This is a genomic window from Stenotrophomonas sp. STEN021, assembly GCF_056760175.1.
The window spans coordinates 36,936-63,843 of record NZ_JBRREH010000003.1; the positions used below are offsets into that span (position 1 = coordinate 36,936).

At 63.4% G+C, this 26,908-nt stretch carries 19 protein-coding genes and 1 riboswitch; of the genes, 8 read left to right on the forward strand and 11 right to left on the reverse strand.

Features of this window, described 5'->3' with window-relative positions; all coding sequences use genetic code 11:
- Window positions 1-9: 9 nt before the first annotated feature.
- The 8 genes from leuB to ilvC all read right to left on the reverse strand — a co-directional run bounded on the left by leuB (window position 10) and on the right by ilvC (window position 9,175).
- Window positions 10-1,071, reverse strand: coding sequence for a 3-isopropylmalate dehydrogenase (gene leuB / locus ACVOL0_RS01185; RefSeq protein WP_481547515.1), 1,062 nt, complete (start codon window positions 1,069-1,071; stop codon window positions 10-12).
- Window positions 1,072-1,238: 167 nt separating this feature from the next.
- On the reverse strand, window positions 1,239-1,817 hold the full coding sequence (leuD, locus tag ACVOL0_RS01190; protein ID WP_481547516.1) for a 3-isopropylmalate dehydratase small subunit: 579 nt from the start codon (window positions 1,815-1,817) through the stop codon (window positions 1,239-1,241).
- A 166-nt stretch (window positions 1,818-1,983) separates the two neighbouring features.
- The gene (leuC, locus tag ACVOL0_RS01195; protein WP_481547517.1) at window positions 1,984-3,402 is read right to left on the reverse strand and encodes a 3-isopropylmalate dehydratase large subunit; all 1,419 of its coding nucleotides are present in this window, start codon (window positions 3,400-3,402) and stop codon (window positions 1,984-1,986) included.
- Between the two features lie 35 nt (window positions 3,403-3,437).
- The gene (locus tag ACVOL0_RS01200) at window positions 3,438-4,991 is read right to left on the reverse strand and encodes a 2-isopropylmalate synthase (protein ID WP_481547518.1); all 1,554 of its coding nucleotides are present in this window, start codon (window positions 4,989-4,991) and stop codon (window positions 3,438-3,440) included.
- On the reverse strand, window positions 4,988-6,088 hold the full coding sequence (locus tag ACVOL0_RS01205; RefSeq protein WP_481547519.1) for a threonine dehydratase: 1,101 nt from the start codon (window positions 6,086-6,088) through the stop codon (window positions 4,988-4,990). The genes ACVOL0_RS01200 and ACVOL0_RS01205 overlap by 4 nt, the downstream gene beginning before the upstream one ends.
- Window positions 6,089-6,199: 111 nt before the next feature.
- Window positions 6,200-6,451 carry an ACT domain-containing protein gene (locus tag ACVOL0_RS01210; RefSeq protein ID WP_313173550.1) on the reverse strand — a complete coding sequence of 84 codons (252 nt, stop codon included), beginning with the start codon at window positions 6,449-6,451 and terminating at the stop codon, window positions 6,200-6,202.
- Window positions 6,435-8,162, reverse strand: a complete 1,728-nt coding sequence (ilvG, locus tag ACVOL0_RS01215; protein WP_481547520.1) for an acetolactate synthase 2 catalytic subunit — start codon at window positions 8,160-8,162, stop codon at window positions 6,435-6,437. Before ilvG ends, ACVOL0_RS01210 begins: the two co-directional genes overlap by 17 nt.
- 38 nt (window positions 8,163-8,200) lie before the next feature.
- On the reverse strand, window positions 8,201-9,175 hold the full coding sequence (gene ilvC / locus ACVOL0_RS01220; RefSeq protein ID WP_481547521.1) for a ketol-acid reductoisomerase: 975 nt from the start codon (window positions 9,173-9,175) through the stop codon (window positions 8,201-8,203).
- Window positions 9,176-9,910: 735 nt separating this feature from the next.
- Between ilvC and ACVOL0_RS01225 the strand changes: the two genes are divergently transcribed.
- Window positions 9,911-10,645, forward strand: coding sequence for an AfsR/SARP family transcriptional regulator (locus tag ACVOL0_RS01225; protein WP_481547522.1), 735 nt, complete (start codon window positions 9,911-9,913; stop codon window positions 10,643-10,645).
- Window positions 10,646-10,918: 273 nt separating this feature from the next.
- Window positions 10,919-12,622 (forward strand): gamma-glutamyltransferase, encoded by a 1,704-nt coding sequence (gene ggt / locus ACVOL0_RS01230; protein ID WP_481547523.1) that lies wholly within the window; start codon window positions 10,919-10,921, stop codon window positions 12,620-12,622.
- 293 nt (window positions 12,623-12,915) lie between these two features.
- On the opposite strand, the gene ACVOL0_RS01235 is transcribed toward ggt, so the two are convergent.
- Window positions 12,916-14,496: a BCCT family transporter gene (locus ACVOL0_RS01235; protein ID WP_481547524.1), complete on the reverse strand. Its 1,581-nt coding sequence runs from the start codon at window positions 14,494-14,496 to the stop codon at window positions 12,916-12,918.
- 186 nt (window positions 14,497-14,682) lie between these two features.
- Window positions 14,683-14,784, forward strand: a riboswitch (TPP riboswitch).
- A gap of 115 nt (window positions 14,785-14,899) precedes the next feature.
- On the opposite strand from ACVOL0_RS01235, the gene thiC reads away from it, so the two are divergent.
- The 6 genes from thiC (at window position 14,900) to ACVOL0_RS01265 (ending at window position 24,658) form a co-directional block, all read left to right on the forward strand.
- On the forward strand, window positions 14,900-16,774 hold the full coding sequence (thiC, locus tag ACVOL0_RS01240; protein WP_481547525.1) for a phosphomethylpyrimidine synthase ThiC: 1,875 nt from the start codon (window positions 14,900-14,902) through the stop codon (window positions 16,772-16,774).
- A 107-nt stretch (window positions 16,775-16,881) separates the two neighbouring features.
- Window positions 16,882-17,472, forward strand: coding sequence for a DUF4136 domain-containing protein (locus tag ACVOL0_RS01245; RefSeq protein WP_481547526.1), 591 nt, complete (start codon window positions 16,882-16,884; stop codon window positions 17,470-17,472).
- A gap of 55 nt (window positions 17,473-17,527) precedes the next feature.
- Entirely contained in the window at window positions 17,528-18,211 is a 684-nt protein-coding gene (locus ACVOL0_RS01250; RefSeq protein WP_481547527.1) for an ion channel, read from the forward strand.
- Between the two features lie 241 nt (window positions 18,212-18,452).
- The gene (locus tag ACVOL0_RS01255; RefSeq protein WP_481547528.1) at window positions 18,453-20,720 is read left to right on the forward strand and encodes a winged helix-turn-helix domain-containing protein; all 2,268 of its coding nucleotides are present in this window, start codon (window positions 18,453-18,455) and stop codon (window positions 20,718-20,720) included.
- Window positions 20,721-20,853: 133 nt separating this feature from the next.
- Entirely contained in the window at window positions 20,854-21,756 is a 903-nt protein-coding gene (locus ACVOL0_RS01260) for a helix-turn-helix transcriptional regulator (RefSeq protein ID WP_481547529.1), read from the forward strand.
- A 61-nt stretch (window positions 21,757-21,817) separates the two neighbouring features.
- Window positions 21,818-24,658: a TonB-dependent receptor plug domain-containing protein gene (locus ACVOL0_RS01265; RefSeq protein WP_481547530.1), complete on the forward strand. Its 2,841-nt coding sequence runs from the start codon at window positions 21,818-21,820 to the stop codon at window positions 24,656-24,658.
- 322 nt (window positions 24,659-24,980) lie between these two features.
- Here ACVOL0_RS01265 and ACVOL0_RS01270 read toward each other — a convergent pair whose 3' ends face one another.
- Both ACVOL0_RS01270 and ppa read right to left on the reverse strand, forming a co-directional pair.
- The gene (locus ACVOL0_RS01270; protein WP_481547531.1) at window positions 24,981-26,096 is read right to left on the reverse strand and encodes an HDOD domain-containing protein; all 1,116 of its coding nucleotides are present in this window, start codon (window positions 26,094-26,096) and stop codon (window positions 24,981-24,983) included.
- A gap of 160 nt (window positions 26,097-26,256) precedes the next feature.
- Window positions 26,257-26,802, reverse strand: coding sequence for an inorganic diphosphatase (gene ppa / locus ACVOL0_RS01275; protein ID WP_313173520.1), 546 nt, complete (start codon window positions 26,800-26,802; stop codon window positions 26,257-26,259).
- Between the last annotated feature and the right edge of the window lie 106 nt (window positions 26,803-26,908).

Genomic DNA, 26,908 nt, shown 5'->3' on the forward strand with positions numbered 1-26,908 from the left:
CCAGTTAGCTCAGTTCAATTGTGCAAGCACGGCTAGCCCGGCTTGCTGGGTGTTGAGTGCCTGTCCTTGTGCGGCCAGGTCGGCGGTGAAATGGCCGCCATCAAGCGCGGCGCTCACCGCTTGTTCGATGGCGGCAGCTTCGGCCTCCAGACCCAGCGAGTGACGCAGCAGCATCGCCGCGCTGAGGATGGTGGCGTAGGGGTTGGCGATGCCCTTGCCAGCGATATCCGGGGCCGAGCCATGGATAGGCTCGTAGATGCCGACCTTGCCTTGTTCGCCCAATGAGGCCGACGGCAGCAGACCCAGTGAACCGGCCAGCATCGAGGCTTCATCGGTGAGGATGTCGCCGAACATGTTCTCGGTGACGATCACGTCGTAGACGCGTGGCTTGGCGATCAGGTGCATGGCCATGGAATCGACCAGCTGGTGTTCCAACTCCACATCCGGGAATTCTTCGCGGCCAATGCGTGCGGCGATGTCACGCCACAGGCGCGAGGTCTCCAGCACATTGGCTTTGTCCACCGAGGTCAGCTTGCCGCGGCGCTGCTGGGCCAGGCGGAAGGCGCTGCGCAGCACGCGCTCGATCTCGACCACGGTGTAGCGGCACAGATCGCTGGCGCTGTCGGCATCGCGGCTCTTGTCGCCGAAGTAGATGCCGCCGGTGAGCTCGCGCACCACCACGAAATCCACGTCCTTGAGCAGTTCCGGCTTGATCGGCGAGGCGTTGAGCGCGGCCGGGTGGGTGCGCACCGGGCGCAGGTTGGCATACAGGCCCAGCGCCTTGCGGATCGCCAGCAGGCCTTGTTCCGGGCGCACCTTGGTATTGGGGTCGGACCACTTCGGGCCACCGACGGCACCGAGCAGGACCGCATCGGCTTTGCTGCAGGCTTCCAGCGTGGCGGCCGGCAGCGGCTCGCCGTGCTTGTCGATGGCAATGCCGCCGATGTCGTGCTCGCTGAAGCTGAAGCTGTGGCCGAAGCGGGTGGCGATGACCTTGAGCACGTCGACGGCGACGGCGGTGATTTCTGGACCGATGCCGTCACCCGGCAGTACGACGATGTTGGCTTGCATGTATGGGTTCCGGTTGCTGTTGTTGTTTTTCTAAAGCCCCTCTCCCTCCGGGAGAGGGGGGGGGGAGGGTAGGGGGTGCCATGCGCTGTTTGGCTGCAGTAGGCTTCGCCCGCACCCTCATCCGCCCCTACGGGGCACCTTCTCCCGAAGGGAGAAGGGCAGGCGTCTCACGCCGCTTTCGCCGCCTCATACCGCTCGATTTCATCCACCCGGCCCAGCAGCCAGCCCAGCTGATCCACGCCTTCCAGCAGACAGGTCTGCGAGAAGCCATCCAGCGGGAAGCTGTACGCCTTGCCGCTGGAGGTGCGCAGTTCGCGCGCCGCCACATCCACGGTCAGCTCATCGTCCGGGTTCTGCATCAGTTCCTGCACATCGGCCTCATCCAGCACGATTGGCAGCAGGCCGTTCTTCAATGAATTGCCACGGAAGATGTCGGCGATCTCGCTGCTGACGATTGCCTGCAGGCCCAGATCGGTCAATGCCCACGGCGCATGCTCGCGCGAGGAGCCGCAACCGAAGTTGCGCCCGGCCAACAGAATCGCGCGGCCCTGGTTGTGCGGCTGGTTGAAGGCGAATTCGGGGTTCGGCGAACCATCGGCCTGCCAGCGCCAGTCATTGAAGGCGTTCTTGCCCAGGCCAGCGCGCTCCGTGGTGGACAGGAACCGCGCCGGGATGATCTGGTCGGTGTCGATATTGGTCTGGCGCAGCACCACGCTGCGCGAAACGATGCGGGTCAGTGCGGCCATCAGTACAGCTCCAGTGCGTAGCCCTTCTCCCACCGGGAGAAGGTGGCGCGCAGCGCCGGATGAGGGTGTGCTTGCGCAGGGTGTTTGCCGGAATGAGCAGCGGTCGCCCTCATCCGCCCCTTCGGGGCACCTTCTCCCGGAGGGAGAAGGGCAAAAGCGATGGCCATCACGCCACCTCCTTGGCAAACAGATCGCGGGTGTCGGCAACACGGCCGTTCACCGCTGCCCATGCCGCGCTCATCGGCGAGGCGAGCAGGGTGCGCGAGCCCGGGCCCTGGCGGCCTTCGAAATTGCGGTTGCTGGTGCTAACCGCCAACTGGCCCGGTGCGACCAGATCGCCGTTCATGGCGATGCACATCGAGCAGCCCGGTTCACGCCATTCGGCACCGGCAGCCCGCACGACGTCGTGGATACCCTCGGCCTCTGCGTCGCGCTTGACGATCTCCGAGCCCGGCACCACCAGCATGCGCACGCCATCGGCGACGCGGCGGCCGCGCAGCACCTGTGCCACTTCGCGCATGTCACTCAGGCGGCCATTGGTGCAGGAACCGACGAACACCACGTCCACCGGCGTACCGATCAAGCTGTGGCCGGCCTCGAACTTCATGTAGTCCAGGCCCTTCTGCGCGGCGGCATCGTTGGCAGCCGGAATCGGCGCATCAACGGCAATCGCGGTGCCCGGGTGCGTGCCCCAGGTCAGGGTCGGGCGGATGTCGGCGGCGTCGATCTGCACTTCGACATCGAAGCGCGCGCCTTCGTCGCTGTTCAACGAGGACCAGTACGCCACGGCGGTGTCGAAGTCGGCGCCCTTGGGGCCGCGCGGGGTGTTGGCGACCCAGTCGAAGGTGACCTGGTCCGGCGCCACCATGCCGGCGCGGGCGCCAGCTTCGATGGACATGTTGCACAGGGTCATGCGTTGTTCCATGTCCATCGCGCGGATCGCCGAGCCGCGGAATTCCAGCACATGGCCGGTGCCGCCGTTGACGCCGATCACGCCGATGATGTGCAGCACCACGTCCTTGGCACCGACGCCCGGTGCCAGCTCGCCGTCAACGGTGATGGCCATGGTCCTGGCCTTGCGCTGCAGCAGGCACTGCGTGGCCAGCACGTGGCCGACTTCGCTGGTGCCGATGCCGAAGGCCAGCGAGCCGAACGCACCGTGGGTGGAGGTGTGGCTGTCACCGCAGACGATGGTCATGCCCGGCTGGGTGAAACCCTGCTCCGGGGCGATGACGTGGACGATGCCACGGTTGGCCGAGGACAGGTCGAACAGCTCGATGCCGTATTCGGCGCAGTTCCTGGCCAGGGTTTCGACCTGCGCTTCGGAGGCCTTGCTGGCGTACGGCAGCTTGCCGTCCGGACCGGCCGGCAGGGTCGGCGTGGAGTGGTCCATCGTCGCCTTGGTGCGGTCCGGGCGGCGCGGCTTCAGGCCGCGCTGGCGCAGTTCGGTGAAGGCCTGCGGCGAGGTCACTTCATGGATCAGGTGCAGGTCGATGTACAGCACGGCCGGCGCGTTGTCGGATTCGGGAACGACAACGTGGGCGTCCCACAGTTTGTCGTACAGGGTCTTGGGTGCGGAGCTCATTGGTTCGTTCCGTTGCCTATGTTCTGCCGTCGCGCTCAGGCGCTGACGGCTTCCTCGGTGGTGCTGCTTTCACGCTGGCGCAGCAGGCGGTTGGTGACATCCAGCCAGGCCAAGGCGCTGGCTTCGATGATGTCACGGCTAGTGCCGGTGCCTTCGAGGATCTCACCTTCGTGACGCACGCTCAGGTTGGCTTCGCCGCGTGCATCGGCGCCGATGCCGACGCTGTGCACGTGGTAGCTGTCCAGTGTCAGCTGCACGCCGGTGGCCGCCGACAGGGCCGAGAACAAGGCATCAACCGGGCCGTCGCCCTGTGCGGTTTCAGCGACGCGGTTGCCTTCCGGATCGGACAGTTCAACCAGCGCATTGGCGCGGCTGCCGACGTCGCTGATGGTCATCGAAGCCAGGCGGTAACCGTCGCTGCTGGAGGTGCCCTGCATCAGGGTCTGCAGATCGGCGTCGGTGACCACGCGCTGCTGCTCGCACAGCGCCTTGAACTGGTCGAATACCAGCTTCAGCTCTTCTTCTTCCAGCCAGTAGCCCAGCGCACGCAGGCGCGCCTCGACCGCGGCGCGGCCGCTGTGGCGGCCCAGCACCATCTGCGAGGACTCCCAGCCCACGTCTTCCGGACGCATGATCTCGTAGGTGTTGCGGTTGCGCAGCATGCCGTGCTGGTGGATGCCGGATTCGTGCGCGAATGCATTGGCGCCGACAATGGCCTTGTTGCGCTGCACCGGCATGCCGACCAGACGCTGCAGCAGCTGCGAGGTGGGCACGATGCGCTGGGTGTCGAAGCCGGTATCGAAGTTGTAGAAGGCATTGCGTACCTTCAGCACCATCGCGATTTCTTCCAGCGCGCAGTTGCCGGCGCGCTCGCCGATGCCGTTGATCGAGCCTTCCACCTGGCGCGCGCCGCCTTCGATGGCGGCCAGCGAGTTGGCCACAGCCAGGCCCAGGTCGTTGTGGCAGTGGGTGCTGAAGATGACCTTGTCGGCACCGGCGGCATTGGCGATCACATGCTGGAACATCGCGCGGATTTCTTCCGGCGTGGTGAAGCCAACGGTGTCGGGCAGGTTGATGGTGCGCGCACCGGCGGCAATGGCAACCTGGGTGACTTCGGTCAGGAAGTCCAGTTCGGTGCGGGTTGCGTCCTCGGCGGAGAACTCGACATCGTCCAGATAGCCGCGCGCCATGCTCACATGCTTGTGCACCGACTCCAGCACCTGTTCCTTGCTGATGCGCAGCTTGTGCTCGCGGTGCAACGGACTGGTGGACAGGAACAGATGCAGGCGCGGGCGCGCTGCGGCTTCCAGGGCCTTGATGGAGGTTTCAATATCGCCGGCCAGGCAGCGCGACAGCACTGCCAGGACCGGCTGGCGTACCTCACGGCCGATCAAGGCCATGGCCTCGCGGTCGGACTGCGAACTTGCGGGGAAGCCGGTTTCGATCACGTCCACGCCCAGTTCCGCCAGCGCCCTTGCCATCACCAGCTTCTGCGGTGGCGTCATGCTGCAGCCGGGTGATTGCTCACCGTCGCGCAGGGTCGTGTCGAAGATGGTAATTCGCGGGGTGTTGTTGGTTGGAGTATTCACCAGAGGGTCTCCTCGACTGCGGCGGTAACGGGAATTTTGGGGGATTCGGATTTGGAGCTGCGCTGTGTCGCTGCAACGACACGGCTTCTAAGTCGTTCGGCGTTACGCCGTCGCGGTTTGCGCGGTGGGCTGGGACGTACTTCAGACAACAGGGTCGACAATACCGTGGCATCGATGTTGCCGCCCGATACCACCGCACACTTGCGCTTGCCGGAGACGCGGCGACCAGCGGCCAGCGCCAACGCGCCAGCCCCTTCGGCGATCACGTGCTCCTCCAGCGCCAGCCGCACCAGGGTTTCGCGCAGCTCGGCTTCGCGCACGATGACCACATCGTCGAGCAGGCTGGCGCACAGGCGGCGGGTGAGGAAGCCGGGAATCTTGACCTTGACGCCATCGGCCAGGGTTGGCACCGGGTCGACTTCGCGCACGTCGCCCTTGATGGCACGCGCCATCGAGTCCACGCCTTCAACCTGCGCGCCAATGATGCGCACGCCCTGCGACTTCAGCGCCAGGGCGACGCCGGAGGCCAGGCCGCCGCCGCCGATCGGCACGATCACCACGTCCGGCGCATGCGGTGCCAACTCGATGCCCAATGTGCCTTGGCCGGCGATCACGTCAGGGTCGTCGAAGGCGGACAGGAAGCGGTAGCCATTCTGTTCGGCCAGCTCACGGGCGAAGGCATAGGCATCGTCATAGCTGCTGCCGTGCTGGCGCACGGTGGCGCCCCAATGCTGCACGCCGGCGATCTTGGTGGCCGGTGCGCCATGCGGCATCACCGTGATGGCCTGCACACCCAGCCGGTGCGAGGCCCAGGCCACGCCCTGGGCGTGGTTGCCGGCCGAGGCGCAGATCACCGGGCGCTCGTCACCGCGTTCCAGTGCGGCCAGCATCGCGTTCAAGGCACCACGCACCTTGTAGGAGCCGGTGCGCTGCAGGTTCTCCAGCTTCAACCAGGTGCCGAAACGCTCGGCGTAATGCAGCGGGGTAGGTGGCAGAAAACGGCGCAGGCGTGCCTGCGCGGCCAAGACGTCGGCAACGCTGACGTTCAATGCGTCAGCGGGTGTTGCAACTGCGTTGGCGCGGCCACGGTCAGGCATGTACGTGGCCGTCACCGGATACAAGCGAACCAGCTGTCGACTGTTCGCGTTGAAGAAGACGCCTCCGTTGCTTGTGGCGGCGTACTACCGGTACGCCACTTACGTCGCTGCTCATACGCTGGCACCTGCTACCGGTACCAGCTGCACGGATTCGCAGTCGTAGACCTTCTGCAGCTGATGGCACAGGGTTTCCGGCGGGCGCGTGCCATGGATGTCCATCTGCACGTGCCAGCGGCCGGCATCGTCGGCATTGCGATTGCCGGCGATGTTGCTGGGGGCGAAGCCGCGCCGTTCGACCATGCCGATCACGCGCACCAGCGCGCCTTCGGCAGGCTTCAGCACCAGGTCAAGCCGGTATTGCATTGGAACTCTCCTGCACTGCCTTGGCATGGGCTGGGTTGCTGTCCAGCATGGTGCTGTTGGCGTTGTTGGGTGGCACCAGCGGCCACACGTTGGCGCGTGCATCGATGGACACGTGCAGGAACGCCGGGCCGGGCGTATCCAGCATGGCGGCCAGTGCATCTTCAACCTGCGCGCGCTGGGTGATGCGGGTGGCGGGGATGCCGAATACCTGCACCAGCGCTGCGAAATCCGGGTTGTCGGACAGGTCGATCTCGCTGTAACGCTCGGCGAAGAACAGCTCCTGCCACTGGCGGACCATGCCCAGCGAGGAGTTGTCCAGCAGCACGATCTTCACCGGCAGGCGACAGCGGGCGATGGTGGCCAGCTCCTGCACGTTCATCATGAAGCTGCCATCACCGGAGACCAGCACCACGGTGCGATCGGGGCAGGCGAACTGCGCGCCCATCGCTGCCGGCAGGCCGAAGCCCATCGTGCCCAGCGCGCCGGAGGTCAGGTGATTACGCGGGTGATTGAAGCGACAGTGCTGAGCAACCCACATCTGGTGTTGGCCGACATCACAGGCGATCACGGTATCCGGCGGTGCCACTTCGCTCAGCCGCTTCAGCAGCGCTGGGGCGTAGATGTCGTGGCCGGGTGCGTCATAGCGGGCGGCGAATTTTTCGCGGTTGGCGGCACAGCGTGCGCGCCAGCTGTTGCAGCTGCTGCGGATGCTGGTCAGTGCCTGCAGGCCGGCTTTGACATCGCCGGGAATGGCGATGTCGACCGCGCGCAGCTTGGAGATCTCGTAGGCATCGGCATCCAGGTGGATGACGCGGGCGAACGGGGCGAACTCGGCCAGCTTGCCGGTGGCACGGTCATCGAAGCGCGCGCCGACCACGATCAGCAGGTCCGACTCCTGCACCGCCATGTTGGCGGCGCGGGTGCCGTGCATGCCCAGCATGCCCAGGTATTGCGGATGATTGGCTGGCAATGCACCCAGGCCGCGCAGGGTCAGCACGGTCGGGATGCCCGAGCTTTCGACGAAGTGGCGGAACTCGCCGACCGCATCAGCCAGGCCGATGCCGCCACCGCCATAGATGACCGGCTTTTCGGCAGCGGCAATCATTTCCACCGCGGCAGCCAGCCGCTCGGCAGACGGCGCCGGCACCGGATCCACCGAAGCCGGCACGTGCTCGGGCAGGTGCGAGGCATCGCCCAGCTGCACGTCCTTGGGCAGGTCGATCAGCACCGGACCGGGCCGCCCTTCGCGGGCGACACGGAAGGCTTCGGCAACCACGTGTGGCAGCTCATCAACGCTGCGCACCAGCCAGCTGTGCTTGACGATCGGCAGGGTCATGCCGAACACATCCAGTTCCTGGAACGCATCGGTACCCAGCAGCGGGGTAGCGACCTGACCGGTCAGGCACACCATCGGTACCGAGTCGAGCATGGCGTCGGCGATGCCGGTGACCAGGTTGGACGCACCCGGGCCGGAGGTGGCCACGCATACGCCTACCTTGCCGCTTGCGCGGGCATAGCCATTGGCGGCCAATGCGGCGCCCTGCTCGTGTCGTACCAGGATGTGCTTGAGGCTGGAGTCCACCAATGCGTCGTAGAACGGCATGATGGTGCCGCCCGGGTAGCCGAACAGCGTTTGCACGCCTTCGGCTTCCAGAGCCTGCGTCAGCCAGCGTGCGCCGTTACGGGGCGCACCGGGGGTGGATGTGTTCATGCAGCGACCTTTGCCAGTTGCGGGTGGGGGACCGCGGATTACGCAGTCTGACCTTGCAGCCAAACCATCTTGGCGCGCAGTTCCTTGCCAACCTTTTCGATCGGGTGTTCCATGTCGGCCTGCTGGAACTTCTTGTAGTTCGGCAGACCGGCGTCGTACTCGGCTTCCCAGTTCCTGGTGAAGGTGCCGTTCTGGATGTCGGTCAGCACGTCCTTCATGCGTGCCTTCACCGAGGCATCGATGACGCGCGGGCCGCTGACGAAATCGCCGTACTGGGCGGTCTCGGAGATGAACTCCAGCATGCGGGTGATGCCGCCTTCGTAGAACAGGTCGACGATCAGCTTCAGTTCGTGCAGTACTTCGTAGTAGGCGATTTCCGGCTGGTAGCCGGCTTCGACCAGGGTTTCAAAGCCGGCCTGGACCAGCGAGGACGCGCCACCGCACAGCACGGCCTGCTCGCCGAACAGATCGGTTTCGGTCTCTTCCTTGAAGGTGGTCTTGATGATGTTGGCGCGGGCGCCGCCCAAGCCGGCGGCATAGGCCAGCGCGAACTGCTCGGCCTTGCCGCTCTTGTCCTGGTAGACCGCGTAGATGCACGGCACACCGCGGCCGATTTCATATTCGCGACGCACCAGTGCGCCCGGGCCCTTCGGCGCGACCAGCACCACGTCCAGGTCGGCGCGCGGCTCGATCATGCCGAAATGCACGTTCAGGCCGTGCGCGAACAGCAGGCAGGCGCCCTGCTTCATGTTCGGGGCCAGCACCTCGTTGTACAGTTTCTTCTGCACCATGTCCGGGGTCAGCACGGCGACCAGGTCGGCGTCCTTGACTGCTTCGGCCGGGCTCTTGACGGTGAAGCCATCGGCCTGCGCCTTGACCTCGGTGGGGCCGCCAGCGCGCAGGCCGACAACCACGTCGAAGCCGGATTCACGCAGGTTCATGGCATGGGCGCGGCCCTGGCTGCCGTAACCGACGACGGCGATTTTGATCTGGGGCAGTTCGTTGGTGCTCATGGTGCTTGGTTTCCTTGCAATGAAGAGAGTCAGGCAGAAATAAAAACGGCCGTTGCGTCAGGACGCAGCGGCCGGGGCGGGCGGGGCAGACACCATGCAGGCCGCAGCGCTGCAGCAGGCGGCGTTGACGGTGTGTTTGTTGAAGGTGTCTGGGGTCGGATACATGGTTTCAGATGAAATAGAAGCTGGAAACGAAAAACCCCGCGCCGGGGCCGGTGCGGGGTCTTTGTTCGAATCTGGCATTTTCTGCTACGCGCCAGCTCGCCCCGCCCCTGTAGGTTCGGTAATAAGTACGAGTACAAGCAGCGACGCCGCGGCGTGAGCCGGGGTCGAAGGCGAGTTGGCGGTGGTGTTGTGGCGTTGCAGCATCAGTCGAGATAACCACCGCAGGCAGGTGCGTGTCAACGCTTGCAGGTGTGATTTTCTGGTTTCGCTGCGTAAGCCCCGTCGTGGCGGCATGGTTGCGGCTGAAACCTACACGTACGAGCGTCCACTGAGGCTGGATTGCGCGGATTCGGGCCAATCCGGCGGTTTGGATTGGCGCGGGAGAGAAATTTTGTCCGGGGGGTGATTGGATTGCGCCGCTTTTGCCGGTTTAGGAAGTAAGAGGCTCTTTTCTGGGCCGGCCGGAGGAAGGAAGCCATGATGCAGTTAACAGGACAGCACATCACGTGTGCAGGCGGGCACCGCTGTGACGGACCCCGCGGCGAGCCGACGCCAGGTCTGGTGCAGCTGATGGGCCAGGGAGGGGGGCTGCCTGCACCGCTGATCTACCGGAAGGGTTGGACCCTGCTCGGCTACCTGGCGATCGAGTCCAACCGCATGCATTCGCGGGCAGCGCTGGCGGCCTTGTTGTGGCCAAACCTGGGTGAGACCAGCGCACTGACCAACCTGCGCCAGGTGCTGAGCAACCTCAATCGCTTCTGCACCTTGGTTTTGGGGCAGGGCATCCTGCGCATCGAGCGCTCTGCGGTTGGTCTGATGCGCGGCAGTGAGCCACTGTTCGATGTCGATCTGCTGCAGCAGACGCCGTGTGAGTCGGTCCATCTGATGGCCGAGCAGCGGGTGTTCCTGGATGGAATGGAGGACATTGCCGATTCCAACTTCCAGAGCTGGCTGGCGAGCACCCGGCAATTGCTGGACGCGCAGCTGATCGATGCGGCGGCACACTGCTGCGATGAAATGCTGGAAGCCGCCCGTTGGGAGCCGGCGGTGCAGCTGGCCAATGCCTTGAGTCAGCGCGATCCATGGAATGAAGTGCATACCCGACGGGTGATGCGCGCCCATGCCGGTACCGGCATGCATGGTGCGGCCTTGAAGGTCTACCAGCGATTCGAATCGACACTCCAGCAGGAACTGGGCTTGCATCCTGGCCAGGAGACGCGTGGCCTGCTTGAGCAGATCAGTGGTGGGGCCAGCGGTGGGCATGAGGCAGCCGGATTGATTGCAATGGCGTCTGCGCGGATCTAGGGCTGAGTTGCCCGTGGTGATCTGCGAGCAGGCTGTTTTTCTGTGGGAGCGGCGTCAGCCACGAAGCTGAGCTTGCCCAAACCTCCTCATCTGAAGATCTCCTTGCTTCGCGGCTGACGCCGCTCCCGCAAAGACAGTCCGATGCCGGCGAGCCCTGCTCGGCTGGCTTGAACGCCTGGGCGAGGGCGAGCGTTGTACGAAGCACATGCGCAAGGCGTGCGTCAGCGCGGGGGCTGGGCTATCGTCCAAGCATTCCCTTGCTGGTTGTCCGCCATGCTGCGTACCGCGTTGTTGCTTGCTCTATCCACGGCGTCGGTAACGACGCTTGCTGCAGACCGTCTGACCGGTCATGAATTTGCCACCCGTTCGGAAGTCATCGCGCCACATGCGATGGCGGCCACGTCGCAGCCGTTGGCCACGCAGATCGCGCTTGACGTGATGAAGGCGGGTGGTTCGGCGGTGGACGCAGCCATCGCCGCAAATGCTGCCCTGGGCTTGATGGAGCCCACCGGCAACGGTATTGGCGGCGATCTGTTCGCGATTGTCTGGGACCCGAAGACGCAGAAGCTCCATGGTTACAACGGTTCGGGCCGTTCTCCGCGTTCGCTGACGCTGGCCGAGTTGCAGCGGCGCGGCCTGAAGGAAATTCCAGCGACCGGGCCGCTGCCGGTGTCGGTGCCTGGCGCGGTGGATGGCTGGTTCGCCTTGCACGAACGCTTCGGGCGCAAGCCGATGGCGGAGAATCTGGCACCGGCAATCGCCTATGCGCGCGCAGGGCATCCGGTGTCGGAGGTGATTGCCTATTACTGGGATCGCTCGGTGCCCAAGTTGTCGCAGTATCCGGGCTTCAAGGAACAGTTCACCATTGATGGGCACGCGCCGCGCAAGGGGCAGATGTGGCGCAACCCGAACCTTGCCAACACCTTGCAGCGGATTGCCGATGGCGGTCGCGATGCGTTCTACAAAGGCGACGTCGCCAGCAGCATTGGCGACTACTTCAAGGCCAATGGCGGCTACCTGAGCTACGAGGACATGGCTGCGCACCAAGGTGAGTGGGTCGAGCCGGTCAGCAGCAACTACCGCGGCTACGACGTGTGGGAGCTGCCGCCCAACAGCCAGGGCATCGCCGCGCTGCAGATTCTCAATGTATTGGAAGGCTACGATTTCTCGAATATCCCCTTTGGCTCGGCAGAGCACATCCATCTGTTTGTCGAAGCCAAGAAGCTGGCGTTCGCCGATCGCGCCCGCTTCTATGCGGACCCGGCATTTTCGCCGGCGCCGGTACAGCGGCTGATATCCAAAGAGTACGCCGCACAGCGCCGTGCGCTGATCTCGATGGACAAGGCCTTGAAGGAAGTGCAGCCGGGCACGCCCAGGCAGCTGGAGGAGGGCGACACCATCTACATGACCGTGGCCGATGCCGACGGCATGATGGTGTCATTGATCCAATCCAACTATCGCGGCATGGGTAGCGGCATGGCGCCGCCGGGCCTGGGTTTCATCCTGCAGGATCGCGGCGAGATGTTCGTACTGCAGAAAGACCATCCCAACGGCTATGCGCCGGGCAAGCGTCCGTTCCAGACCATCATCCCGGCCTTCATCACCAAGGACGGCAAGCCGTTCGCCAGCTTTGGCGTGATGGGCGGTGCGATGCAGCCGCAAGGGCATGCGCAGATCGTGATGAACCTGGTGGATTTCGGCATGAACCTGCAGGAGGCTGGCGATGCGCCGCGTATCCAGCATGAGGGTTCGACCGAGCCGACCGGGCGGGCCACGGCGATGCGTGATGGTGGCGAGGTCAATCTGGAAACCGGGTTTTCCTACGAGACGGTACGCAGTTTGATGCGCAAGGGGCATCGCGTGGTGTTTGCCGATGGCCCTTATGGTGGTTATCAGGCGATCATGCGTGACCCGGAAAGCGGCGTTTACTACGGCGCTTCGGAGAGCCGCAAGGACGGGCAGGCGGCGGGGTACTGATCTTTGCTTCTTGTGGTTGTAGCAGGGCCAAAGCCAAAGCCAAAGCCAAAGCCAAAGCACCCCTCCCCAACCCTCCCCTTCGCTGCGCGAAAGGGAGGGGGTAGAAGCGGCTCCGTCGCCATCTTGTAGATCGCCAAGAACGGCCCCCTCCCTTTCGCGCAGCGAAGGGGAGGGTTGGGGAAGGGGAGCTCTTCGCTGCCGTCCTTACCACCCAATTGTTCAGCCACATTGTGCAGCTGGATGCGAAGCCAGCCAGATGCGCCGCGGCAATTCACAGCTCCCGCAGCTCCCGCCTACTTGTCCAGACCTGGCGAATGCTCAGTGACTGCACGTGCTTCTTCCTGTGCCGCCTGCTCGCGCTCGATCCATGCCTCCATCATGTGCCGTGCGCGCTGCGCGAGCCGACGCTGGCGGTTGTGCTCGGCGTCCAGTATGCGGTACAGCGATACCATCACCAGCACCATCAACAACGCGAAGGGCAGCGCCGCAATGGTGATCATACCCTGCAGTGCTTCCAGCCCGCCTGCCAGCAGCAGCACCGCCGCGATCAACGCAATGGCCACCCCCCATACCAGCTTGCGCGACAAGGGCGGGTCGCCAGCATCGTCGGTGGACATGCTGGCCAGTACCAGCACCGCAGAATCGGCTGAGGTGACAAAGAAGATCATCAGCAGGACCAGCGCCAGTACTGACAGCAGCAGCGACGCCGGCAGGCTGTCAAACAGGGTGAACAGCACCGTCTCATAGCCATTGCCCAGCGCCAGCACCAGGTCGGTGTGGCCGAACAGCTGCGTCCATAGCGCGGTGCCGCCGAATACGGAGAACCACAGGAAACCGAGCAGGGTGGGGGCCAGCACCACGCCGACCACGAACTCGCGCACACTGCGACCGCGCGATACGCGGGCAATGAACGAGCCGACGAACGGTGCCCAGGCAATCCACCAGGCCCAGTAGAAAATGGTCCAGTCCGCAACCCAGGTGCTGCCGGAGAACGGCGACATGCGCAGGCTCATGGTCACCAGTTGGTTGAGGTAGGAGCCCAGCGTGGTGGTGAAGGTATCGAAGATGAAACCAGTCGGGCCCAGCACCAGCACTGCGGCCAACAGCAGCGCAGCCAACGCCAGGTTGAAGTTGGACAGCCACTTGATGCCGCGCTCCACGCCGCTGCTGGTGGACAACATGTAGAGCACGAAGGCCACGGCGATGACGGTCAGCTGCAAGGGCACATCGGCACGCAGCCCGACGACGCGTTGCAGGCCGGCGGCGATCTGGATGGTGCCAAAGCCCAGTGTGGTGGCTACACCGATCGCGGTGGCGACTACCGCGGCGATATTGACCAGCTTGCCGAACCAGCCGCGATGGTGACGGCCGATGATCGGCTGCAACATGTCGCTGACCAGGCCGCGGCCATTGCGGTTGTACTGGAACCAGGCCATCGCCAGCCCGATCAGTGCATAGATCGCCCAGGGATGCAGGCCCCAGTGGAAGAATGCATAGCGCATGGATGCGCGCGCAGCGTCCATGCTCTGCGCAGGCAGGCCTTCGGGCGGGGTGACGAAATGTGACACCGGCTCGGCCGCGCCCCAGAACACCAGTCCGATGCCCATGCCGGCCGAAAACAGCATCGACAGCCAGCTGGCATTGGAAAAATCAGGCTCGGCATCCTCGCCGCCAATACGCAGGCTGCCAAAGCGGCCGAAGGCCAGGTACAGCAGGAAGCTGAGTGTCAGGAACACGATCAGCAGGTACATCCAGCCGGCGCCTCGAACTACCTGGGCCAGTGCGGCCTGCACCACGTCGTTGAAGGGACCGGGCGCGATGCCAGCGATCAGCACCAGCAAGGCAACCAGGGCGATGGAAATTCGGAACACCATCGAGGCTTCTCCGGTCATGGGGTGGAGGGAAGCAGGCCATGGCTTGCAATACGGTCGGCGCGGATTCCGCGCCATCGGTGGAGAACGTGTTTACCCCTGTCGATCCTACTGAATGCGACGTCAGTGTTCCGTTAGCGCCATCACTGGCATGGCTTGCGCCAGTGCTATCGGTTTGTGGTCTAATGCCGCCCGAAGCGGGGGTACCGTGACCATTGGGTCGCGGTTGAGACATACCCTTCGAACCTGATCCGGCTGATACCGGCGTAGGGAAGCTTCGTGTGCCGCCAGTCGATGTGCCCGTAGTGGGCCAGGGCCGGCTGGCGTACGCCTTCGCTTCGTTCCGTCATGCGAATCCCTCGCGTGGCCTTCGCACACCGCGTGCGGACAGACAGGACGAATGCCAATGAATACACAGCCCAGCCTGCAGCAACAGGCCCAGCAACTCTCCGAGTCGGTGACCCGGCCGATTCCAGGTTCGCGCAAGATCTTCGTCGCTGGCTCGCGCGCGGACCTGCAGGTGCCGATGCGCGAAATCGCGCTGACCCGCACGCCAACCTTGTTCGGCGGCGAGGACAATCATCCGGTTACCGTGTACGACACCTCTGGTCCTTACACCGATCCGCAGGCCACCATCGATCTGGCAGCGGGCTTGGCGGCGGTGCGTACGCGCTGGATCGAAGAACGTGCCGATACCGAGCAGTTGGCCGGGCTCAGTTCCGAGTTCGGCCGTGCCCGTCAGCACGATGCCAAACTCGATGCCGTACGTTTCCCCGGCCGCACGCTGCCCCGGCGTGCCATCGGCACCGCCAATGTCACCCAGATGCACTACGCGCGCCGTGGCATTGTCACCCCTGAGATGGAATACGTCGCCATCCGCGAGAACCAGCGGCTGGACGCGGTGCGTGATGCCGGCCTGCTCGCGCAGCATCCGGGGCAAAGCTTTGGTGCCAGCATCCAGCAGATCATCACTCCGGAGTTCGTACGTGACGAAATCGCGCGCGGTCGCGCGGTGTTGCCGAACAACATCAATCATCCCGAGTGCGAGCCGATGATCATCGGCCGCAACTTCCTCACCAAGATCAACGCCAACATCGGTAACAGCGCGGTGTCGTCCGGCATCGCAGAGGAAGTGGAGAAGCTGGTGTGGGCGATCCGTTGGGGTGGCGATACGGTGATGGATCTGTCCACCGGCAAGCACATCCATGAGACACGCGAGTGGATCGTGCGCAACTCGCCGGTGCCGATTGGCACCGTGCCGATCTACCAGGCGCTGGAAAAGGTCGATGGTCGCGCCGAAGCGCTGACCTGGGAGATCTTCCGCGACACCTTGATCGAGCAGGCCGAGCAGGGCGTGGACTACTTCACCATCCACGCCGGCGTGCTGTTGCGGCATGTGCCGCTGACGGCAAAGCGGGTTACCGGCATCGTCTCGCGTGGCGGCTCGATCATGGCCAAGTGGTGCCTGGCACATCACAAGGAGAACTTCCTTTACACGCACTTTGAAGACATCTGCCAGATCATGAAGGCCTATGACGTGTCCTTCAGCCTCGGTGATGGCCTGCGCCCGGGCTGTATTGCCGATGCCAACGATGCGGCGCAGTTCGGTGAACTGGAAGCGCTGGGCGAGCTGACAAAGATTGCCTGGAAGCATGATGTGCAGACCATCATTGAAGGCCCCGGCCATGTGCCGATGCAGCTGATCAAGCAGAACATGGACAAGCAGCTGCAGGAGTGCGGCGAAGCGCCGTTCTATACGCTTGGGCCACTGACCACCGATATCGCCCCGGGCTACGACCACATCACCAGCGCGATCGGCGCAGCGATGATTGGCTGGTACGGCACTGCGATGCTCTGCTACGTGACGCCGAAGGAGCACCTGGGTCTGCCCAATCGGCAGGACGTGCGCGACGGCATCATGGCGTACAAGATCGCCGCACACGCCGCTGATCTGGCCAAGGGCCATCCGGGTGCGCAGGTCCGCGACAACGCCTTGAGCAAGGCGCGCTTCGAGTTCCGCTGGGAGGATCAGTTCAACCTCGGTCTGGACCCGGAGAAGGCCAAGGAATTCCATGACGAGACGCTGCCGAAGGATGCACACAAGCTGGCTCACTTCTGTTCGATGTGCGGTCCGCATTTCTGTTCGATGAAGATCACCCAGGATGTGCGCGAATACGCCGCCGAGCAGGGGCTGGAGGAGGCGCAGGCGCTGGCGGCGGGGATGGCCGAGAAGTCAGCGCAGTTCCGCGAGCAGGGCGCACAGGTCTACCGCGTCGAATAGACCGGCGACAGGGGCGGGGCACCCATGCCGGTGCCCCTGCCGCTGCTTGACGCCAGCGCAGGTACAGACGTGCTAGCGTGCAGCCGTCCACACCACAGGGGTAGGCCATGAAACTTCGCTTCGTTTCTCTGCTGTTCGTCTTGTCCACGCTGCTCCTGCTGGGCGCCTGCGCCAGCACCCCGCGTGTCGCCAGCCAGGCAGATCCTACTGCCGACTTTTCGCGTTACCGCAGCTTTGCCTTCTTCAGCCCGCTGGCGCTTGAGCAGCACGGCTATACCACCATCACCAGCAATCGCATCCGCGCCGCGGTACGTACGCAGATGGAGTCGCGTGGTTATCGCTTCGATGAGGCCAATCCGGACCTGTGGGTGAACCTCAACGCCTACCTGCAGGACAAGACCCAGGTCACCACGATGCCGGAAGTGGATTACGACTATTACTACAGCTATCGCGCCCGCAGCTATGTTGCCGTGCCGTACTGGCGTGACCGTACCGACGTGCGCCAATACACCGAGGGCACCTTGAACGTGGACGTGGTGGATGCGCGGAAGAAGCAATTGGTTTGGGAAGGCGTTGCGGTCGGTACGGTGGGGCGGCTGAAGCCGGAGCAGCGTGGCGAGCGGATCGATGCGGCGGTGGCGGCGATCTTTGCCACCTATCCGTATCGCGCCGGGATGGCAGCTGGCACTACTCCCTGAGTCCCGCGCCTGCGGGCCTCGGTTCAACTACCCGTTCGGCACTGGCAATGAAGGGATGCAGATGCAGCTGCGCTTGAAGTGGATCGTGATCGCGCGCAGGCACCCCTCGGCGTGGTTGCTGGGGGTGCAGTTGCTCGGGGTATTGCTGTACCCGGCGATGGAGCACATGCCGGCTGGGCGCGCGCTGTTTGGTGCGTTCGGCATGCTGGTGCTGGGCTTGGCGGTATGGGTGGTGCGGCGCAGCCCGCTGCTGTTGTGGCTGGCCTTGACCCTGGCGATCCCGGCGGTGGTGTTCTCCATCGCCGGTGCCTTGTTGGGGCGCTATTCGCTGATCGCGGTGGCGCAGGCATTCGAGAGCCTGCTGTACTTCTATACCTCCTGCAGCCTGATCGCCTACATGCTGCAGGATCACAAGGTCACGCGTGATGAGCTGTTTGCCGCCGGCGCCACCTTCACCTTGCTGGCCTGGGCATTCGCGTTTGCCTATTCAGTGTGCCAGCACATCTATCCGGGCAGTTTTGTCGCCACCAACGAAGGCGATTTCAGGAGCTGGGTCGAGTTGCTTTATCTCAGCTTCAGCTTGTTGTCAGGGGTGGGCCTGAGTGACGTGGTGCCCGTGCACCCGCAGGCACGTGCTTTGGTGATGCTGGAGCAGTTTGCGGGCGTTATGTACGTTGCATTGGTGGTTTCGCGGCTGGTTGGCCTGACCATCTACAAGGCAGAGAAAACTGAACGCTAGATAAAAAAATCGCGCCAGAAGGCGCGAATCATGTAGCTGATTATGTAATTACGTCGGCGAGAGAGAGCCTGATGTCGTCCACGTTTGGCACGTGGGGAACCTGGTTAGAGTAATATCTGTTCCAGATAAAACATTTGCTCTGTGCGTTGATGCCTTTTGCGGAATTTGGCGGCTTGTAAGGGCATGGGCCCGGATAGCTGGACACAGGATGCGTGTCCGCCAGCGATTTTGAAAGACCGCGATGGCAACGAATCCCACCGAAAAACCTAGCTCTGACCGACTGCGCGTCGGTGAGTGTCTGGTAGTGCTTTCCTCTCGTGAGGTGCACTTGCCAGGAACACACAAAACCCAGCGGCTCACGCCCAAATCGGTGGGCGTGTTGTTGGCGCTTGCGCGCAAGCCAGGCCAGGTGGTGACCCGCGAGGAACTGTTTGCCGAGGTCTGGCCGGACACCATGCCGACCAATGATGTGCTGACCCAGGCCGTAACCCAGCTGCGCAAGGTGTTTGCCGCAACCGAGGCCGGTGAGGCCGCGCCTTATATCGAGACCATCGCCAAAACCGGCTATCGGTTGCTTGCCCCGGTGGCCTGGGAGTCAAGGGCAGATGTCGTGGCTGTTGATGCGTTCGAGCGTGTTGATGTGCCGGACACGGCTTGTGCACCTGCAGACGCACGCGAAACAGCACGCAACAAACGTCGCAAGCTGCGTCGATATGGCTTGTTGGCAATTGGTATCGTGTTGTTGCTCAGTACCTTGGTAATGGCATGGTTGTTGTGGCGTGATGCGCCATTGCAGGTTGATGCGACGGTTGTCGAAGGCAACCGGGTGGTGGGCAGCCCTGCACGTCCCTATCGTTTGATCACCGCAAGCGAAGGCGTTGAGGTCAATCCTTCGCTTTCGCCTGATGGTGCGCTGGTGGTGTTCGCCCGCGAAAAGGACAACAGCTCCAGCTTGTGGATACAGAGCGTGAGCAATGCCACCGCAACGCCGCTGCTGGTGCCACCTGCGGGGGCATCGGACCGTTTCCCGGTGTGGTCACCCAACGGCCGCAATATTGCCTTTGCGCGCTTCCTTCCGCAGGGCGATTGTGAGGTGTTGGTGGTGTCGGCTACGGGTACTGGCCTGCGTCGGGCCACGCGTTGCGATGGTACCGACATGCTCAGCTTTGACTGGGCGCCGGACGGTGCCAGCCTGTTGTTTGGCTCGATGACCGGCCGTTACGCCAGCCGCGGTATCCGCAGTCTGGATCTGGCATCGGGACGCTGGTCGTCTTTGCAGTACCAGATGGGCACTGACGATTTCGACTATGCGCCGCGCTATTCGGCGGACGGCAAAAAGATCGGCTTCGTGCGTAATCCCCAGGTCGGGGATATGTGGGTGATGGACGCCGATGGCAGCAATGCACAGCGTTTGACCGACGAAGCCGCCGAGATTCGTGGCTGGAGCTGGTTGGGGTCGGATGAAATGGTGTTTGGCCGCCGCATCGACAGCGAAGCACGCCTGTATCGGTTGGACGTGGCCACGCGGGCGTTGCGTGACATGGGCATTGATAACGCACAGAGTCCAGCGGTGTCCCGGGGCGGTGGCAATCTGGCATTCATGCGCAGCCAGCCGCAGATCGGCTTGTTCCGCATTCCGCTGGGCAGCGGCGGTGCGCCACAGCGCTTGTTTGCTTCGTCGGCGCGGGATGGCCAGCCGATGGTCTCGCCTGATGGTGCGCAGCTGGCCTTTACCTCGGACCGGTCCGGTGCGTTTGCGCTGTGGTGGGCGCGCCTGAATGAACCTGCATCCCTGCAGATGATCGAAGGCTTGCGCCCTGAGGCGCGCCAGCCGATGGACTGGTCCAGCGACGGGCGGCGTCTGCTGGTGACTGGCCGCGATGCGGATGGGGCGCCGGGTATTTATGAGGTGGCGCCCGAAGAAGGCCATTGGAGCAAGCTGCCGGTGCCTGCGCGTGAACCGTTGCAGGCGATTTATGGGCCTGCAGCCAATACGTTGCTGGTGGTGGAGCGTGGTGACGACGAGCGGATGACGCTGACCTTGTTCGATCGTAGTCAGCAGCCCTGGAAGCGCCTGGCATCATTGGATGGTGTGTCGCAGGTGCGCTACGACGCGGCAGGGCAACGGGTCCTTTTCACACGATTGGCCAGTGGCGGGCTGTGGCAGGTTGCGGCAAGCCTGGCACCGGACAGCATGAAGACCGTGCACGCCGAGTTGCCCAGTCGCTGGCGGTACCGCACTTGGGCGGTGGCGGCCAATGGTGCGGTGGAATACCTGGACATCAGCCGCGACTGCAGCAGCCGGCTTACTGCCATTGCCGGAAATGGAACCAGCCAGTGTCTGGATGCGAGCCGTTTCAGTGCGGGCAATGGCGTGAGTCTTGCTCCTGATGGCAAGGCGGTTTTCGTCGCCTTGGTCGCTGCGGACAATGCCGATATCGGGATGATGCGTATTCCGCAACGTGCCCCGCGGCGGGTGATGGGGCTGGCTAAGTGGTTGTCGCCGTAAGGAAAAATTGTTTCGGAAATTTTTCGTATGACTTATCGGGAAGAATTCGCAGCATTCTAAGCGGACTTTCCTGACCCGCTTCGCCAAAGTTGGCAAAACGTTCGCTCAATAAGAGCAAACGATGGTGTGCGACATGCGGCAGGTTTCGTGGGTGGATCGTGGTCAGTCGGTATCGTTCGAAAAGCCTGCGGAGGACGGCCCGCGGCCAGCCTGTGTCGGCGTGGCCCGGCTGGGCAGCCTGCAGACCTCGGGCACTGTGTTCACCGTGTGGCTGCAGCTGCGTGGCACTGCCTGGGTTGAATCCAAGGAAGGCAAGTTCCGTCTGCGCCAGCGCGAGTGGATTGCTTTTGAAAAGGAATCGCGTCCGCTGATCCAGGCGGGCCGTGATGGCATGTGCATCGGCATCAGTCTGGATACCGATGCACTGCGCATGCTCGGCACCCTGGCCGACTGCAGTGTCTATACCGGTCGTGGCCGCATGAGCCTGGGCGAGGCGCGCTTGGCGTTGCGCCTATGGCGCGAGGCGCAGGCACCGGGAGCGACCGTCCATCAGTTGCGCCCCCTGCTGCTGCACCTTGCCTCGCTGCAGCGTGATCTTGCCGGCACCGTGCAGCGCTGCCCGGGCCGTTCGCGCATCCGCAAGCGCCAGGTGTTTGGTCGCATGCAGCGCGCACGCATGTACCTGGAAGGCAATAGCCACCGGGTCGTGCGCATTGGTGAGCTGGCCGAGCTGACCAATTTCTCCAGCTGGTATCTGTCCAAGACCTTCCAGAGTCTGTATGAAGAGAGTCCCCAGTCGCTGTCGGCAAGGCTGCGGCTGGAGCGTGCAGCGATGCTGTTGCGCGATACCGACATGATGATCGGTGAAGTGGCCTCCGCCAGCGGTTTTGACAACTGCTGCAGCTTTGCACGGGCGTTTCGTGCACGTTTTGGTGCATCGGCAACGCAGTATCGGGAGCTGCCAGAAGTGTTGAGGCCAGACTCGGCAAAGCTTAAGGACGACTCGCGCAAAACCAAGGTGGCAGTACGAACGTAACGTTCAGGGGTGTTTAACACACCGCTAACTTTGTCGTTTGTTTAGCTCTTTGGAGAGATTGATGAAGCTTCGTAATTCTGCAGTGCGGTTGGGCTTGCTCCCGGCCGGCATTGCTATTGCCTTGACCCCGTCTTTTGCTTCGGCGCAGGAAGCTGCTGCCGGTGCCACCACCCTCGATCGCCTGGAAGTCACCGGCTCGCGTATTCGCGGCGCCAACATGGAGACCCAGCAGCCGATCCTGACCCTGAGCCGTGAGAACCTGGAAAAGCAGGGCTTCACCTCGGTGGCCGACGTACTGCAGAACATGACCTCGGCCGGTTCCCCGGCAATCTCGCGTTCGGAATCGCTGGCTTCGGGCGAGAACGTGGGCGGTTACTACATCGATATCCGCAACCTGGGCGCCAACCGCACCCTGGTGCTGATGAACGGCAAGCGCCTGGGCGCTACCTCGGGTGGCTACCAGGATCTGAGCCAGATCCCGATGTCGGCCATCGAGCGCATTGAAGTCCTGAAGGACGGCGCTTCGGCCATCTACGGTTCGGACGCCATTGCCGGCGTGGTCAACGTGATCACCCGCAAGAAGTTCGACGGTGCTGAAGCCAACGTCCATGTCGGCCAGTACGGCGAAGGCGACGGTGAGCTGAAGCAGTACTCCTTCACCATGGGCGCCACCGGCGAGCGTGGCAGCCTGACCCTGTCGGCTGAGTACTCCAAGCAGGATCCGGTGATGGCCGGTGACCGTTGGTACTCGCGTGATGGCGGCCGTGGCCCGAACTCGACCTCGGCTGACTGGAGCGCGCTGACCAACAAGGGCAGCTGGCTTGGTCCGTGCGGCCCGGGCGGTGCAGACGCATGGTGCACCCTGAATCAAGGTGGCGATCCGAAGAATGTTGCTGACTACCATCCGATTACCCAGGATGAGTTCACCAACGCCAACCCGGAAATGAGCCTGCAGACCGGCATCGAGCGCAAGTCGGTGTACGTCAATGGCACGTACGACTTCACCGATAACATCTCGTTCAATGCGGACATCCTGTACAACGAGCGCAACACCGACCAGCAGATCGCTGGTTACCCGTACCAGTCGCAGTCGGCAGCAATCAACACGCCGATGGCCGCCAACTCGGCATTCAACCCGATCGGCAAGGAAATCCAGTTCCGTCGTCGTCTTTCGGAAGTGCCGCGTACCACCGACAGCCAGCTGAAGACCCTGCGCTTTGCGCCGTCGGTCAGCGGCTTCTTCGATTTCGCAGGCAAGTCGTTCGACTGGAACGTCGGCGCACTGTTCAACCGCAACGAGTCGGTCAAGAGCAATCACGGCGACATGAGCCTGATCGCTGCGCGTCAGGCATTGGGCCAGTCGTTCATCGACGCCAATGGTGTTGCCCGTTGCGGCACCGCGGCCAAGCCGATCGCCGGCTGCCTGGCATGGAACCCGCTGCTGCCGATCGGCGTTGCAGGCCCGGGTTCGCTGGACAACAAGGAACTGCAGGAATTCCTGTTCCCGACCTTCACCACCACCGGCGTCTCCAAGACCACCTCCTTCACCGCTGACCTGGCTGGTTCGATCGTGACCCTGCCGGCTGGTGAGCTGGGCTTCGCGTTCGGTATCGAGCACCGCGAAGAACAAGCACGCTACGTGCCGGATGCGTTCATGCAGTCGGGCCAGTACACCGGTCTGGCGCAGAGCACCACCAACGGCAAGTATGATCTGGACGAGGTCTACCTCGAACTGAACATCCCGGTGCTGGCCGACATGGCGTTCGCCAAGGAACTGACCATCAACGTTGCTGGCCGTTACTCGGACTACAGCAACTTCGGCGACACCGTGAACGGCAAGTTCGGCGTGACCTGGCGTCCGCTGGATGAACTGCTGGTCCGTGGTACCTACGCCGAAGGCTTCCGTGCACCGTCGATCGACAACATGTACGGCGGCGTTGGCGCGAGCTTCGAGCGTTACATCGATCCCTGCTCGGTAGGCGTGGCTGGCAGTGTTGCCGGCAATGCCGCATGCACCGCCGCTGGCGTGTCCCCGAACTACGTGCAGCTGGGTCAGGGTTATGTGCCGTGCACCACCTCGCCGTGCGCTACCCCGGACCAGTTCATGTCTGGTTCCAATCCGAACCTGAAGCCGGAAACCTCCAAGAGCAAGACCATGGGTCTGGTGTGGAGCCCGCGCTGGGTGCAGGGTCTGGACATCTCGCTTGACTGGTACAACTACCAGATCAGCGACATGATCATCTCCGACAGCGTCAGCCGCATCCTGCGTGATTGCTACGTGCTGGGTAACAGCAGCCGTTGCGCCGGTATCGTGCGTGCGGCCGATGGCCACATCAGCGAGATGTTCTATGGCCTGGCCAACCTGGGCCAGATGGAAACCGAAGGCTACGACCTGGGCGTGAAGTACCGTCTGCCGGAGATGTCGTTCGGTCAGATCTCCATCGACTCGCAGACCAGCTACACCGCCAAGTACGACGAAGCCGGCCAGAACAAGGCTGGTGACAACATCACCATCGGCAACGTCGGTTCTCCGGGTATCTTCCGCGTGCGCTCGAACCTGGGCGTGAATTGGGAGTACGGCGACTTCGGTGTCAACTACACCGCGCGTTACTACTCGGGCATGAAGGAAAGCTGCATCACCACCGCCGAGGGTTGGTGTGACCAGCCGAACCGTTACCAGAACGGTGAAAAGGCTCCGCTGCGTACCACCGGTTCGAACACGTTCCATGACCTGCAGGTCAGCTACAAGGCTCCGTGGGATGCCACCATCGCAGTGGGCGCGAACAACCTGTTCAACCACCGCGGTGCGCTGCAGTACTCGGCACCGAACAGCGCCTTCGCGTACTACGGCGGCTTCGACATCGGTCGCTTCCTGTACCTGAAGTACACCCAGCGCTTCTGATCCATCGAAGCACTGTGATGCATGACAAAGGGTGGGCCGTAAGGCCCACCCTTTTTCTTTGCGCGCTGGGTAATCCTTGCTGCAGGGTGTGCATTGCCCGCCAGTCAGTGGCGCAGTGAAAGCAGGGCGACAGGTAATCCATCAACACCTGCAGCCCCGTGGGCCCGTAGCCCGGATAAGCGCGGCGCAGCCGGGATGAGCCGTGCAACGCCAGCCAACGCTGCGTGCGCAGGTCAATCACCTTCAATATGCAGAAACAACAACGGCCGCTATGCGGCCGTTGTCATTCAATCCCGGGTTTGCAGCGCAACCAAGCGCAGTCTCAGGCCTCCAGGCTCAAGCCCATCAGCTCATCGGCCATCGCCCGCCACTGCTCCAGCTTGGGCAGTACACCGACATTGGCCAGATACTGCTCATCAACTGCGGTACCGGCGGCCAGCGCAGTGGCGACGTGGACGGCACCGGCCACCCAGAAGCTGCGCACGTTCGAACGCCCCGGTTGCAGCTGGAACGCGACCGCCTCGATGATCGGCATTGGCAGGCCCCACAGACCCATCAGATAGGCGCCGGCCTCGGCATGGCCGGGACGCGTGTCATCCGCATCGGCAGGCAGGCGCTCGTCGCGCACGCCCGGCAACAGCAGGCCGATATCGGCCAGCAGGGCGGCGGTGGAGCCCAGCTCGGCGCTGGATGCAGGCAGCATCTTGGCGGCCAGGCGTGAGGCCATCAGCGCGCGTGATTGCAGTGCGTTGCGCTCAGGTCCCGACATGCCGGGCAGGGCGAATACTTCACTGGCCAATACCAGGTCACGCAGGGTAGCCATACCCAGACGGGTCACCGCACCACGCAGATCGGAGATGGCGCGGCCGCTGTTGAAGAACGCAGAGTTGGACAGCTGCAATACCTTGGCGGCGATGGCCGGGTCGGCTGCGATCAGCTTGGCGATCTCCGCAGAGTCGCTTTCCTCATCCTCTTCCAGCGCGTGGGTCAGGCTGATGTACAGATGTGGCGGAGACGGCAGCTTTTCGATGCGGCCGATGGTCTGGCGCAGGCGCGGGCTGTCCAGCAGTTCGCGCAGTTCCTCCAGGCTGGTCAGTGCTTCAAGCAGCACTTCCGGGGCCAGTGGCAGCGGCAGGAAACGATGGGCCACGCCAATGATGCGGGCCGATGGCACGCGCTGATTGTTGTCGCCGTCGATCAGTGCGATGCGGATGGTTTCCGGACGCAGCGTCCGGATCTGCCCAAGCAGGGTGGCCGGGGCCAGGTCGGGCAGTACCGGCGCAACGATGATCGCGTCGATGGTGGCCGAGGACACGGCAACGATTGCCGCACTGCCATCCGGGACCGACTGTACTTCCCACTCATCGCCCAGATCGGCGACGTACTCAAGCAGCTCGGCCGACAGGTTGGCTTCGCCGCCGACTAACAGGATTCGCAAGACACTTCCCCTTGGACAAAACGCAAAAGCCGCACAAAAAACAGGCCGGAAACCGGCCTGCCAATGTAGCTGCTTGCTGGCAAAGGGTCATGCCCTCTACCAGGAAAACGTGATGGTTGTCGCTACGCAGGGCCAGTGTTACGACCCTGCGCCGGCACAATCAGACGTCCTGTTCCTGGGTGGCGAGGTAGGTCTTGTGCGCCTCGCTGAGGATGCGCTTGGCTTCGGCGGCGTCGCCCCAGCCTTCGATCTTGACCCACTTGCCCTTTTCCAGGTCCTTGTAGTGCTCGAAGAAGTGGCCGATGCGCTCCAGCCAGTGGCTGGACACCTGGGCGATGTCTTCGACGTGGGCGTAGCCGCTGAAGATCTTGGCGACCGGCACGGCCAGGATCTTTTCGTCGCTACCGGCTTCGTCGCTCATCTTCAGCACGCCGACCGGGCGGCAACGTACCACCGAACCCGGCACCAGCGGCAGCGGCAGCACCACCAGCACGTCGGCCGGATCGCCGTCGCCGCACAGGGTCTGCGGCACGAAGCCGTAGTTGCAGGGGTAGCGCATCGGCGTGGACAGGATGCGATCGACGAACATCGCGCCGCTTTCCTTGTCCATTTCGTACTTCACCGGCTCCGAATCCTTCGGGATCTCGACGATGACGTTGATTTCTTCCGGCGGGTTCTTGCCCGGCGAGACCAGTTTCAGGCCCATTGCGCTGACTCCGAATCGTTGTTGGTTGAAAAAGAGCTCCATTCTACGCGCACGGCTATTGCGACGCACCAAACCGCCGCTGGCGGCGCGATCCAAGCCGGATGAG